Origin of the sequence: Variovorax sp. CF313 (assembly GCF_000282635.1) — a bacterium.
Taxonomy (GTDB): Bacteria; Pseudomonadota; Gammaproteobacteria; order Burkholderiales; family Burkholderiaceae_C; genus Variovorax.
The window spans coordinates 1-12,726 of the sequence record NZ_AKIW01000112.1; the positions used below are offsets into that span (position 1 = coordinate 1).

The 12,726-nt window shown below is 67.8% G+C and carries 10 protein-coding genes; 6 read left to right on the plus strand and 4 right to left on the minus strand.

Annotated features, from left to right (window positions below; all coding sequences use genetic code 11):
• Window positions 1-135 precede the first annotated feature (135 nt).
• A complete protein-coding gene (locus PMI12_RS24805) occupies window positions 136-672 on the plus strand; it encodes a tripartite tricarboxylate transporter TctB family protein (RefSeq protein ID WP_007837985.1) in 537 nt (178 codons plus the stop codon).
• Window position 673: 1 nt separating this feature from the next.
• Complete coding sequence (locus PMI12_RS24810; protein WP_007837987.1) at window positions 674-2,197, plus strand: tripartite tricarboxylate transporter permease; 1,524 nt, start codon at window positions 674-676, stop codon at window positions 2,195-2,197.
• A gap of 79 nt (window positions 2,198-2,276) precedes the next feature.
• Here PMI12_RS24810 and PMI12_RS24815 read toward each other — a convergent pair whose 3' ends face one another.
• From PMI12_RS24815 to PMI12_RS24830, 4 genes are read right to left on the minus strand one after another with little or no spacing between them, the layout of a single operon-like run.
• On the minus strand, window positions 2,277-5,393 hold the full coding sequence (locus PMI12_RS24815) for an efflux RND transporter permease subunit (RefSeq protein WP_007837993.1): 3,117 nt from the start codon (window positions 5,391-5,393) through the stop codon (window positions 2,277-2,279).
• A gap of 20 nt (window positions 5,394-5,413) precedes the next feature.
• Entirely contained in the window at window positions 5,414-6,604 is a 1,191-nt protein-coding gene (locus tag PMI12_RS24820) for an efflux RND transporter periplasmic adaptor subunit (RefSeq protein WP_007837995.1), read from the minus strand.
• Window positions 6,601-8,094, minus strand: a complete 1,494-nt coding sequence (locus PMI12_RS24825; RefSeq protein WP_007837996.1) for an efflux transporter outer membrane subunit — start codon at window positions 8,092-8,094, stop codon at window positions 6,601-6,603. The genes PMI12_RS24820 and PMI12_RS24825 overlap by 4 nt, the downstream gene beginning before the upstream one ends.
• Complete coding sequence (locus tag PMI12_RS24830; RefSeq protein ID WP_086012124.1) at window positions 8,091-8,795, minus strand: TetR/AcrR family transcriptional regulator; 705 nt, start codon at window positions 8,793-8,795, stop codon at window positions 8,091-8,093. Before PMI12_RS24830 ends, PMI12_RS24825 begins: the two co-directional genes overlap by 4 nt.
• 137 nt (window positions 8,796-8,932) lie before the next feature.
• Here PMI12_RS24830 and PMI12_RS24835 point away from each other — a divergent pair, with 137 nt between their 5' ends.
• From PMI12_RS24835 to PMI12_RS24850, 4 genes are all read left to right on the plus strand, one after another.
• Window positions 8,933-10,462, plus strand: a complete 1,530-nt coding sequence (locus tag PMI12_RS24835) for a sigma-54 interaction domain-containing protein (RefSeq protein ID WP_042674253.1) — start codon at window positions 8,933-8,935, stop codon at window positions 10,460-10,462.
• Window positions 10,463-10,694: 232 nt separating this feature from the next.
• On the plus strand, window positions 10,695-11,030 hold the full coding sequence (locus tag PMI12_RS24840; protein WP_007838001.1) for a hypothetical protein: 336 nt from the start codon (window positions 10,695-10,697) through the stop codon (window positions 11,028-11,030).
• Window positions 11,027-11,314 (plus strand): hypothetical protein, encoded by a 288-nt coding sequence (locus PMI12_RS24845; protein WP_042674251.1) that lies wholly within the window; start codon window positions 11,027-11,029, stop codon window positions 11,312-11,314. The genes PMI12_RS24840 and PMI12_RS24845 overlap by 4 nt, the downstream gene beginning before the upstream one ends.
• A gap of 132 nt (window positions 11,315-11,446) precedes the next feature.
• Complete coding sequence (locus tag PMI12_RS24850) at window positions 11,447-12,634, plus strand: substrate-binding domain-containing protein (protein ID WP_007838005.1); 1,188 nt, start codon at window positions 11,447-11,449, stop codon at window positions 12,632-12,634.
• Window positions 12,635-12,726: the final 92 nt, after the last annotated feature.

The window sequence follows — 12,726 nt, forward strand, 5'->3', positions numbered from 1 at the left end:
GTTCACCCCCAGGCTGCGCGCACTTCGTGTCGCGCGCGCCTTCCCCCTGCCGGGGGTAACACCTGAGGCCCGGCAAAGCCGGTTCCTCGGTGTTCCCCGAAGGGGCTCTCTTCCCCCCGACTGCGGGAGCAAAAAATGACAACTCCAGACTCCTCGGCCTCGCCGCAACCCTCGGCCACGTGGCCACAAACCCTGGTCGGCGCCGGCGTGCTGCTGACCGGCCTCGCGCTGGCCTTCGGCGCGATCGGCATTTCTTCCGAAGCCGGCTATGGCGGCGTCGGCCCCAACTTCCTGCCCTGGCTCGTGTCCGTGGTGCTCGTGCTGTGCGGCGCCTGGATCCTGTGGGAGGCGCGCACCGGCGGCTTCCGCGAGCTCGACGCGCCTACTGGCGCCGAGCATGCCTACTGGCCCGGTTTCGTCTGGGTGTCGGCGGGGCTGCTGCTCAACGCAGCACTCATCACCACGCTCGGCTTCATCTTGAGCTGCACGATGTGCTACGTGCTCGCGGTGCAGGGCCTGCGCCGCGCGAGCGGGCAGGGCGGCGTCAACTCGCCGCGCACCTGGCTCGTCGACTTCGTCACCGGCGCGCTGATCTCGGCCCCGGTGTTCTGGATGTTCACGCAATTCCTGGCCATCAACCTGCCTGGCCTCACCAACACCGGGTGGATCTGACATGGATATCTTCAACGCACTCATGGCGGGCTTCGCCGCCGCCATCACCCCCGTCAACCTGCTGTGGTGCCTGGTCGGCTGCGCCTTGGGCACGGCCGTGGGCGTGCTGCCCGGCATCGGCCCGGCCGTGGCGGTGGCCATGCTGCTGCCCATCACCGGCAAGGTCGACATCACGGCCTCGATGATCTTCTTCTCGGGCATCTACTACGGCGCCATGTACGGCGGCTCGACCACCTCCATCCTGCTGAACACGCCTGGCGAAACCGCCAGCATGGTGACGGCGATGGAGGGCAACAAGATGGCCAAGAGCGGCCGCGCGGGCGCAGCGCTTGCCACGGCCGCCATCGGCTCGTTCGTGGCCGGCACCATCGCCACCGTCATCGTCACGCTGTTCGCGCCCTTCGTGGCCGACTTCGCGGTCAAGCTCGGGCCGCCCGAGTATTTCATGTTGATGCTGCTGGCCTTCACCACGGTAAGCGCGGTGCTCGGCAAGAGCACGCTGCGCGGCATGACGGCGCTGTTCGTCGGCCTCGCCGCGGGTTGCGTCGGCCTTGACCAGATCTCGGGCCAGGGCCGCTATACCGGTGGCGTGCCCGAACTGCTCGACGGCATCGAGATCGTGCTGGTGGCCGTGGGCCTGTTCGCCGTGGCCGAGGTGCTGTACGCCGTGCTGTACGAAGGCCGCGTGGTCGAAGGCCAGAACAAGCTCAGCCGCGTGCACATGAGCAAGCGCGACTGGAAGCGCTCCATTCCCGCCTGGCTGCGCGGCACCGCCATCGGCACGCCGTTCGGCTGCATCCCGGCCGGCGGCACGGAGATCCCGACTTTCCTGAGCTATGCGACCGAGAAGAAGCTCGCCAAGGACAAGGACGCCAAGGCCGAGTTCGGCACCACCGGCGCCATCGAAGGCGTGGCCGGCCCCGAGGCCGCCAACAACGCCACGGTGACGGCCGCGCTGATCCCGCTGCTCACGCTGGGCATTCCGACCTCGAACACCACCGCCATCCTGCTGGGCGCGTTCCAGAACTACGGTATCCAGCCGGGTCCGCAGCTGTTCACCACCTCCGCTGCGCTGGTGTGGGCGCTGATCGCATCGCTGTACATCGGCAACGTGATGCTGCTGGTGCTGAACCTGCCGATGGTCGGCCTGTGGGTCAAGCTGCTGAAGATTCCGAAGCCCCAGCTGTACGCCGGCATCCTGATTTTCGCGACGGTGGGCGCCTACGGCATGCGCCAGAGCGCGTTCGACCTGTTCCTGCTGTATGCCATCGGCCTGCTGGGCGTGGTGATGCGCCGCTTCGACTTCCCGACCGCGCCCGTGGTGGTCGGCATGATCCTGGGCCCGCTGGCCGAAGCGCAGTTGCGCAATGCCATGTCGATCGGCGAGGGGAGTGCGTCGGTGTTCTTCCAGCGCCCGATGTCGATCGCGCTGGTCGTCATCGTGGTGGCCGTGCTGGTGCTGCCGCGCCTTGCCAAGCGCATGAGCGAACGCAAGCTGAAGCGGCTGGCACAGCTGGACGCCTGACGCTCCTCGGGGCTCGCCCGAGCCCGGGCAAAAAAAAGCTGCGGCAATGCCGCAGCTTTTTTTGTTGCCGCCGTGAGGCTTATCGCCCCGCCGCAGGCGTCTCGACCAGGTCGTCGTCGATGTGCGGATCGGCCGGCTGCCCGCGCAGCTTGCGCACGGTGCGCCGGATCCAGTGCTCGATGTCGTCCACGTAGGTGAACACGGCCGGCACCACCAGCAGGCTCAGCACAGTCGAGGTGATCAGCCCGCCGATCACCGCCATCGCCATTGGCGAGCGGAAGCTGGAGTCCGCGGCGCCGAAGCCGACCGCGATCGGCAGCATGCCTGCGCCCATGGCGAGCGTGGTCATGATGATGGGCCGGGCGCGCTTGTGGCAGGCGTCGCGCAGCGCGTCCCAGCGGCTCATGCCGTGGTCGCGGCGCGCCACGATGGCGTACTCCACCAGCAGGATGGAGTTCTTGGTGGCAATGCCCATCAGCATGATGAGACCGATCAGCGAGGGCATCGACAGCGCCTTCTGCCCGATCAGCAGCCCCACGAACGCGCCGCCCAAGGCGAGCGGCAGCGCGCACAGGATCGTCACCGGATGCAGGAAGTCCTTGAACAGCAGCACCAGCACGATGTAGATGCACAGCACGCCGGTGAGCATCGCCAGGCCGAAGCTGGCGAACAGCTCGGTCATCACCTCGGCGTCGCCCACTTCGGTCACGCGCACACCGGCCGGCAGCTTCTGGATCGAGGGCAGCTTTTCCACCGCGGCCTTGGCGTCGCCCAGGCCCACGCCCGAAAGCTCGATCTCGAAGTTCACGTTGCGCGAGCGGTCGTAGCGGTCGATCACGGCCGGGCCGCCTTCCATGGTGAGCGAGGCCACCTGGTTCAGCATCACGGGCCCGCGCGCGCCGGGCACCGAGAGGCGTCCGAGCAGGTCGATGTCCTTGCGTGCCGAGTCTTCCAGCTTCACCACGATCGGCACCTGCCGCTGCGCGAGGTTGAGCTTGGCCAGCGCCTGGTCGTAATCGCCCAGGGTGGCCACGCGCAGCGTCTCGGCGATGGCCGAACTGGTCACGCCCAGGTCGGCGGCGCGCGCGAAGTCGGGGCGCACGGCGATCTCGGGGCGGATCAGGCTGGCGGTGGAGGTGATGTTGCCCAGGCCGGGAATGGTGCGCAGGTCTTTCTCGACTGCGCTGGCGGCGCTGGCCAGCGCCGCCGGGTCTTCGCCCGTGAGCGCCAGGATGTACTTCTCGCCCGAGCCGCCCAGGCCCACGGTGCTGCGCACGCCGGGCAGCGTTTCGAGCGCGGCGCGGATCCGGTTCTCGATCACCTGCTTGCGCGGGCGGTCGCCGCGCGGATCGAGCTTGATTGTGAGCGTGGCCTTGCGCGTTTCGGGCGTGCCGAAGTTCGCGAACGGGTCACCACCCGCGCTGCCGCCCGCCACAGTGGTGTAGACGCTCTTCACGTGGTCGATCTTCATCACGCGGTTGCGAGTTTCCTCGGCGGCGGCCGTGGTCTGCGCCAGCGTGGAGCCGGGCGCGAGCGAGAGATAGATCTGCGTCTGCGAGTTGTCGTCCGCCGGAATGAAGCCGGTCTTGAGCAGCGGGATCATCGCCAGCGAACCGAAGAAGAAGAGGGTGGCCAGCACCATCGTCTTGAAGCGGTTGTGCGTGCTCCATTCCACCGCGCGCATGTACCAGCGCAGCCAGCCCGGCTCCTTCTCAGCGCCGACGATCGGCTTCAGGATGTAGGCCGCCATCATGGGCGTGAGCACGCGCGCCACCACCAGTGACGCGAACACCGCCAGCGAGGCCGTCCAGCCGAACTGCTTGAAGAACTTGCCGGCCACGCCGCTCATGAAGGCCGTGGGCAGGAACACCGCGATCAGCGTGAAGGTGGTGGCGATCACGGCCAGGCCGATCTCGTCGGCCGCCTCCATGGCCGCCTGGTAGGGTGTCTTGCCCATGCGCAGGTGGCGCACGATGTTCTCGACCTCCACGATGGCGTCGTCCACCAAGATGCCGACCACCAGCGACAGCGCCAGCAGCGAGATCACGTTGACCGAGAAGCCCAGCAGGTACATGCCGATGAACGCCGGGATCACCGACATCGGCAGTGCGATGGCCGACACGAACGTGGCGCGCCAGTCGCGCAGGAACAGCCACACCACCACCACCGCCAGGATGGCCCCTTCGTAGAGCAGGTGCAGCGAGCCGTTGTATTCCTCGTCCACCGGATCGACGAAGTTGAATGCCTCGGTCAGCTCGATGTCGGACCGCTTCGCACGCAGGTCGGCCAGCGCCTTCTGCACGGCGTGGCCCACTTCCACCTCGCTGGCACCGCGGCTGCGGGCCACCTCGAAGCCCACCACGGGCTTGCCGTTGAGCAGCGCGGCCGCGCGCGGCTCGGCGATGGTGTCGCTGATGCGCGCCACCTGGTCGAGGCGGATGCGCCGTCCGTCGGTCAGCACGATCTGCATGTCGGCCAGCTGGTCAGCCGACTGCACCGTGGCCATGGTGCGAACGGGCTGCTCGCTGCCACCCAGGTCGAAGCGGCCGCCCGCGCTCTCGGTCTGCACCTGGCGCAACTGGCGCGAGATGTCGGCCGCCGAGGCGCCCAGCGCCTGCAGCTTGCCCGGGTCGAGGTCGACGTGCACCTGGCGCGCGACGCCGCCCACGCGGTTCACCGCACCTACGCCGGGCAGCGCGAGCAGCTTCTTGGTGATGTCGTTGTCGACGAACCAGCTCAGTGCCTCGTCGTCCATGGCCGAGGAGGCGATGGTGAAGGCCAGCACCGGCTGGGCCGCGAAGTCGAGCTTGGTGACGACCGGGTCGCGCACGTCGGCCGGCAGGTCGGCGCGCACGCGCTGCACCGCGGAGCGCACGTCGTCCACGGCTTCCTGTACCGGCTTCTCGAGGCGGAATTCGACGATCAGCGTGGCGGCGCCGTCCTGCACCTTGGTGGTGATGTGCTTCAGGCCCTGCACCGTGGCGATGGAGTTCTCGAGCTTGCGCGCGACGTCGGTCTCCAGCTGCGAAGGCGCGGCGCCGGGCAGCGACGCCGAGACCGTCACGGTCGGCAAGTCGATGTCCGGAAAGTTCTGCACCTTCATCGCGTTGAACGACAGCAGCCCCCCGAAGGTGAGCAGCACGAACAGCATCACCGCCGGAATCGGGTTGCGTATGGACCAGGCGGAAACGTTCATGGGCGTGTCCTTTGAATTGCTTACTTGGCCGCGGCGGCGGAGGCCGCCGACCTGGCCGGCTGCGCGGAGGGCGCGGGCGCATCCACCACGCGCACCAGGTCGCCGTCGTTGAGGAAGCCCGCACCCTGCACCACCACCTGGGCGCCGTCGGGCAGCGCGCTGGTGATTTCGATGCGGTCGTTCAGGCGCCGGCCGATCTGCACCTTCATCTGCGCCACCTTGTTGTCAGGCTTGAGCAGGAAGACGTTGTTGAAGCCGTCGCGCGGCACGATGGCGCTCTGCGGCACCGTGGGCGCCGAGCTGCGGCCCAGCTCGAAGTCGCCGCGCGCGAACATGCCCGCCTTGATGCCGGTGTTCTGCTGCACGTTGGGAAGGTCGACGTACACCAGCGCCGCGCGCGTCTGCGGATCGACCGTGGGCGCAATGCTGCGCACCTTGCCGCGCACCTGCGCGCCGCTGGCGCTGACCACGAAGGCGGTGGTGCCGACCGAGATGCGGCTCAGCTCCGCCGAAGTGACCTCGGCGCGCCATTCGAGCCGGCCCTGGCGGATCAGGCGGAACAGCTCGGTGCCGGCCGAGACCACGCTGCCGACGGTGGCGGTGCGCGCCGAGATCACGCCGTCGTCGGGTGCCAGCACCTGTGTGTTGCGCCCGCGCACCTGCTGCGCGGCCAGCACCGCCTCGGCCGCCTCCACGCGCGCCTTGGCGGTCTGCTCGGTCGTCTGGTACTGGTTGATCTGCTGCTGGCTCAGCGCGCCGGTGGCCTGCAGCGTGCGGGCGCGCGCGGCATTGCCGGCGGCGTCGGCCGCGGTGGCGCGGGCTTCGGCCAGCGAGGCGCGCGACTGCGCGATGTCGGCCTGCACCGTCTCGGGCGAGAACACGGCCAGCACCTGGCCCTTCTTGACGACGTCGCCCACGTTCACGCGCACCTCGGCCAGCTTCAGGCCGTTGGACTCGGAGCCGACCACCGCCTCCTGCCAGGCGGCCACGTTGCCGTTGGCTGCGAGCGTGAGCATCAGCTCGGTGGCCTCCGGCCTGGCGACGGTGACGGTCAGCGCGGGCCTGGGCGCGGAGGCGCCGTCCTTTGCCTTGGCGGCGGACTCGGCCGCCTTGTCCGAGGGCTTGCCGCGCGCCACGAAGAAGATCGCCGCGATGACGACGACCAGCGCGAGCAGCGCGATGACGAGAGTGGAACGCTTCATTGTTTTCATGGCGACGTCGCGACCTGGGTGGCCCGGGTGGTGGTCATTGAGGACGATTCGGAAGAGGGCGCGGAGCGGCTCCAGCCGCCACCCATCGAGCGGTACAGCGCAACCCATGCCTCGGTGCGCTCGCGCTGCAGCGAGACGCGCGCCGTCTGCGCGGAGAACAGCGTGCGGCGCGAATCCTCCAGCTCGAACAGGCTCGCGAGGCCGCTGCTGTAGCGGGCCTGCGTGGCGTCGAAGGAGGCCTGGTAGTTCTTCACCGCGGCGTCGGCGTCGGTGGTGCGGGCGTCGGTGGCGTCGAGGTTGACCAGCGCCTCCTCGACCTCGCGCACGGCCTGCCGCACGTTGGCGCGGTAGAGCGACACAGCCTCTGCGTAGCGCGCCTTGGCGGCGTCGGTGTTGGCCCTGCGCGCGCCGCCGTCGAGCAGCGGAACGGTCAGCGACAGCGGGCCCACGGTCCAGGTCTCGAGCGATTGGTGCACGCCGCCGACGCGATATTGCGTGCGTCCGATCGAACCCGACAGCGTGAGCTTGGGGTAGCGCTCGGCTTCGGCCGAGCCTACGTCGGCGCTGGCCGAGGCTACGCCGAGCTCGGCCGCGTACACGTCGGGCCGCTGCGAGATCGCCTCTGCCGGCACGCTGGCGATGCTGCCTACGGCTGGCAGTGCACGCTGTGCTGGCGCGGCGGCGAGCTTCTGCTCGAGCGTGGTTTCGTCGATGCCGCTGAGCGCCACCAGCGCCTTGCGCTGCACCGCGCACTGGGCGCGCTGCTGGGTGAGGCGGCCCGAGGCGTCGGAGGCGCTGGCGCGGGCCAGTGCGGCATCGGCCGGTGCGGTGAAGCCGGCCTTCGCGGAGAGGTCGTTGAGTCGCGCCGTCTCCGAGCGCGAATGCGCGTCTGATTCGGATACCCGCAGCTGCTGCTGGCAGGCGCGCTCGGCGAAATAGGCGTTGGCCGTCTCGGCCGCCACTGCCACGCGCGCGTCGTGCCACTTGGCGTTGGCGCTGTTCTGCTTGGCCTCGGCGGCGTCGCGGTCGGCGCGCAGGCGGCCGAACAGGTCGATCTCCCATTTCGACTGCAGGCCCGCCTGCAGCGTGGTGATCGGCGTACTGGCGGAGAGGTTGCTGCTGTTGCTGCCGCCGCCGCTGGAAGCAAAGCCCGAGGTGCCGCGGCTGGCCGAAGCCGTGCCGTCCAGGCTCGGCAGCAGCGCGGCGCCGGCCTGCACGCGCGTGGAGCGCGCCTCGGCCACGCGCGCCGCTGCGCTGGCAATGTTCGGGCTCGCCGCTTCGGCTGCGGCGATCAGCTCGACCAGCAGCGGATCGTCGAGCTGGCGCCACCAGTCGGCCAGCGATGCCAGTGAGCCGCCGTGGGGCAGGGGGGCGTGCCATTGCGCAGGGAACGGCGCCTCGACCTGCGCGGGCGGGCGCGTCAGCGAACAGCCCATCAGGCCGATGCCCAGGCAGAGGGCAGCCATCAGTTTCAGTCGGAGTCTTCTCATTTCTTCAGCTTTCTCTCGGCATTCCGGCGGGCCGCCTCGGCTTCGACCAGCGCCAGCGCATAGCCCGTGAGGCGGTCGGCCCAGGTGTCGATGGCGCGCGGTGTGCGCAGCAGCGAAGGGCGAATGGCCTCGATGAAATCCTGGCTCACGTAGAGCTGCATCGACAGCCCGGTGATCGCGAAGGTCAGGCGGTGGATGTCGTCGTCGGCCCGCTCCACCTTCAGGTGGCGGCACAGCAGGTCGGCGATGGCGCGGTGCGGACCCTTGATGTCGCGCTCCAGCTCTTCGGCCCAGCGGCTCGTCGGCTCCAGCATCTCGCGCATGTGCAGCTGGATGCACTGCCGCACGATCTCGCCCTGCTTGAGCGGGTCGATCATCGACACCATGCAGATGCGCAGCGTGTCTTCGAGCGACTGGCCGGGCACGTTGCAGGCGGCGACGAGGTCGCTGGAGTCGCCGCCCATCGGTTCGCTGAAGGTGGCCGCGTACAGCCCCTCCTTGTCGCCGAAGTAGTAGCTGATGGCCGAGATGTTGACCCCGGCCTCGCGGGCGATCTCGCGCGTGGAGGTCTTGGAGAACCCCTTCTGCGCGAACAGCCGCAGCGCTGTATGGAGCAGCCGGTGGCGTGCCTCGGCGCCGTCGCTGCGCGGTGCGCGGCGCGGGGCCTGGGTGATCGGGTCTCTCGCATTCATGCCCCGCATTAAACCATGCATGAAATCAAACGATTGATTTACTTAAGGGCTGCTGAAGGCTTTTGTCTGCAACTTCGATTCTGGGCATTTCCCCGCGGACTTTGATGCCGGATTTGTTGCCGATTGATGCGCGCTACGATCCCGCCATGCCTGTCGCTCCCACCGCACCGCCCACACTGCCCCTCGACGCCGAGGGCATCCTCGCGCTGGCCGCGCGCTCGATGTTTCATTTGTTTTCAAGCATCAGCCAGGGCATGTTCCTGGTGGACAGCAGCGGGCGCATCGTGTGGGTGAACGAGGGCTACCGGCGCTTCCTGCCGGCGCTGGGCTTTTCGTCCATCGACCAGTTCCTGGGGCACATGGTGGAAGACGTGATTCCCAACACCCAGATGCGGCGAGTGCTTGAGACCGGCGAGCCGATCCTCGTGGACCTGCTGACCAACAAGGCCGGCACCTTCGTGGTCAGCCGCCTCCCGCTGCGCCAGGAGCGCGAGGGCGGGGCGGGCGAGGTGATCGGCGCCATCGGCATCGTGCTGTTCGACCAGCCCGAGACCACGCTGCAGCCGCTCATCAGCAAGTTCGCGCTGCTGCAGCGCGACTTGGACGACGCGCGGCGCGAACTCGCGAGCCAGCGCAACAACCCGCTCTACCAGCATGCGCCCGATGGCCAGCGCCGCTCCAAGTACACCTTCGCGAGCTTCATCGGCAGCAGCCCGGCGGCGGTGGAGGTGAAGCGGCATGCGCGCCGTGCGGCCCAGTCGGCCAGCCCGGTGCTGCTGCTGGGAGAAACCGGTACGGGCAAGGAACTGCTGGCGCACGCGATCCATGCCTCGTCGGCGCGGGCGAAGGGCCAGTTCGTCAGTGTCAACATCGCGGCCGTGCCGGACACGCTGCTCGAAGCCGAGTTCTTCGGTTTCGCACCCGGCGCCTTCACCGGCGCCGACCGCAAGGGGCGCGAGGGCAAGTTCAAGCTGGCCGACGGCGGCAGCCTGTTCCTCGACGAGATCGGCGACATGCCGCTCGGCCTGCAGGCCAAGCTGCTGCGTGCGCTGCAGGAGGGCGAGATCGAGCCGTTGGGCTCCAACAAGCTCGTGCCCTTCGATGCCCGCGTGATCGCGGCCACCTCGCGCGACCTGCCGGAGCTGGTGCGGCGGGGGCTGTTCCGCGAAGACCTCTACTACCGCCTCAACGTGCTGCCGCTGCGCGTGCCGCCGCTGCGCGAGCGGCGCTCGGACATTCCCGCGCTGGTCGAGGCGCTGGGCGAGGACATGGCGCTGCGCAGCGGCGAGGCGCCACCCGAACTCACGCCCGACGCGCTCGCGCTGCTCGCGGGCCAGCACTGGCGCGGCAACATCCGCGAACTGCGCAACGTGCTGGAGCAGGTGACCATGCGCAGCGACTCGCAGCGCATCGATTCCGTGCAGCTCGAACGCATCCTGCGCGAGGCTGGGCTGGAGCAGATCGAGTTGCCGGCCACCTTGCAGAGCGCGCACGATGCGGATGAAGAAGCGGCGTTGCTGCGGCCGCTGGCGCAGCAGGTGGCCGAGCTGGAGCGCAAGGCGATCGCGGCAGCGCTGGCTTCGACGGGCGGGAACAAGCTGGCGACCTCGCGGCTGCTCGGGATTTCGCGGGCGACCTTGTATGAGCGGATGACGAGTCAGGAACAGCCAACCTGAATCCGCTGTCTGCCATGCGCAGATAAGCCGCGCGGACATCGAGCGCGACACGTCCATTGGCAAGTCCTGATGCACGAATATGAGAGCCGAAGGGTTGCCGACTACGACCAGCAGGTCTACGAGGCTCCGGGCCACAAGCAGCTCTATTGGGTGGAGTCCCCGTGACCGGAGCATTGAGCCCGGTGTCAGAGCGATACTCCCGCTCCAGCCCACAACTCCGACGCCACATCCGATGAAGAAGGCCCTTGCCCGCTCCGCTGCCTGCCTTGCCCTCTGCGCCGCTGCCAGTTTGGCAAATGCCGCGCCCCAGTGTTCCGGCGAGGCCGTCGCCCGTGCCAAGAAGCTGCTGACCTTCCACTTCGGCGAGGACGACCGCATCCGCATCAGCCCCGACGTGAAAGAGCTGCCGCCGATCCGCAACCCTGCCAACAAGAAGCAGCAGTTCAAGGTGCTCGAAGTCTGGGGCAGCATCTACAAGGGCGAGTACCGCATGCGGCTCATCTACTTCGTGTCGGGTAACGACTGCACGCTGATGGGCCAGGAGATCCTGGAGTACGCGAACCTGTGAGCATCAAGGCACTGCGCTCCACCTTCGGGCCCAACTGCCATTGGTGCGGGCTGCCTATGGATTTCGAGGAGCCCGCGGGCCGGCCAGAGGCCGCCACCATCGAGCATCTCGTCGACTCGACCTTCGGCGGCATCCGTTCGTCAAAGCACCGGCGGCTCGCGCACGCAGCCTGCAATCACGCGCGCAACGAATTCCGCATGCAGGCCGAGCGTCAGTTCAAGCAATGGATCGCGCAGCGCCAAGCCTCCGCGAAAACCCTGAACAATAAAAAGACAGATGTCTGAAAAAAATACATCGCCAGTGTTCTGAATTCAGTCGAATGGCGCTCTTCTCGAATAAAGAAGCGTTTGTTATCAATGGCTTAGAGAATGGCACGAACTGTGCAATATTCAGTCACCATTATCAGGAGACAAAGAATGAACCGTCGCCACCTCGTCGCCCTGGCCGCACTCGCCACCTGCGCAGCCGCCGCACCCGCCTGGGCCCAGTCCAACGAAATCCGCATCGCCCACATCTACAGCAAGACGGGCGCACTGGAGGCCTACGGCAAGCAGACCCAGACCGGCTTCATGATGGGCCTGGACTACGCCACCGGCGGCACGATGATGGTCAACGGCAAGAAGCTCGTGGTCATCGAGAAGGACGACCAGGGCAAGCCCGATCTCGGCAAGTCGCTGCTGGCGGCCGCCTATTCCGACGACAAGGCCGCGCTGGCCGTCGGCCCGACCTCGTCGGGCGTGGCGCTCGCGATGCTGCCCGTGGCCGAGGAATACAAGAAGATCCTGCTGGTCGAGCCTGCGGTGGCCGACTCGATCACCGGCGACAAGTGGAACAAGTACATCTTCCGCACCGGCCGTAATTCGAGCCAGGATGCGATCTCCAACGCGGTGGCCGTCGACAAGCCGGGCGTCACCGTCGCCACGCTGGCGCAGGACAACGCCTTCGGCCGCGACGGCGTGAAGGCCTTCGGCGCAGCGCTCAAGAAGGCCAAGCTGGTCCATGAAGAGTACCTGCCGCCCACCACCACCGACTTCACGGCCGGCGCGCAGCGCCTGATCGACAAGCTCAAGGACCAGCCGGGCCGCAAGGTCATCTGGATCGTCTGGGCCGGCGCGGGCAACCCGTTCAAGATCGTCGACCTCGACCTGAAGCGCTACGGCATCGAGATCGCCACCGGCGGCAACATCCTGCCCGCGATGGCGGCCTACAAGGCGCTGCCGGGCATGGAAGGCGCGGCGTACTACTACTTCGGCATCCCGAAGAACCCGGTGAACGAGGCGATGGTGTCGGCGCACTACAAGCAGTTCAAGGCGCCGCCGGACTTCTTCACGGCCGGCGGCTTCTCGGCCGCGATGGCGGTGGTCACGGCGCTGAAGAAGACCAACGGCGACACCAACACCAACAAGCTCATCAGCACCATGGAAGGCATGAGCTTCGACACGCCTAAGGGCAAGATGACCTTCCGCAAGGAAGACCACCAGGCGATGCAGTCGATGTACCACTTCAAGATCAAGGTCGACCCGGCGTTTGCCTGGGGTGTGCCGGAGCTGGTGCACGAGATCAAGCCTGAAGAGATGGACATCCCGATCAAGAACAAAAGGTAAAGGCTCGCCCCCAGGCTGCGCGCACTTCGTGTCGCTTCGCCTTCCCCCTACCGGGGGCAACACCAGCGGCCCGGCAAGCCGGTTCCGCGGTG

Excerpts from the sequence above, each read along its gene's own strand:
- PMI12_RS24820 (WP_007837995.1), bottom strand. The coding sequence starts at position 6,604 with ATGAAAACAATGAAGCGTTCCACTCTCGTCATCGCGCTGCTCGCGCTG.
- PMI12_RS24830 (WP_086012124.1), bottom strand. The coding sequence starts at position 8,795 with ATGCGGGGCATGAATGCGAGAGACCCGATCACCCAGGCCCCGCGCCGC.
- PMI12_RS24805 (WP_007837985.1), top strand. The coding sequence starts at position 136 with ATGACAACTCCAGACTCCTCGGCCTCGCCGCAACCCTCGGCCACGTGG.
- PMI12_RS24850 (WP_007838005.1), top strand. The coding sequence starts at position 11,447 with ATGAACCGTCGCCACCTCGTCGCCCTGGCCGCACTCGCCACCTGCGCA.
- PMI12_RS24825 (WP_007837996.1), bottom strand. The coding sequence starts at position 8,094 with ATGAGAAGACTCCGACTGAAACTGATGGCTGCCCTCTGCCTGGGCATC.
- PMI12_RS24840 (WP_007838001.1), top strand. The coding sequence starts at position 10,695 with ATGAAGAAGGCCCTTGCCCGCTCCGCTGCCTGCCTTGCCCTCTGCGCC.
- PMI12_RS24835 (WP_042674253.1), top strand. The coding sequence starts at position 8,933 with ATGCCTGTCGCTCCCACCGCACCGCCCACACTGCCCCTCGACGCCGAG.
- PMI12_RS24815 (WP_007837993.1), bottom strand. The coding sequence starts at position 5,393 with ATGAACGTTTCCGCCTGGTCCATACGCAACCCGATTCCGGCGGTGATG.
- PMI12_RS24810 (WP_007837987.1), top strand. The coding sequence starts at position 674 with ATGGATATCTTCAACGCACTCATGGCGGGCTTCGCCGCCGCCATCACC.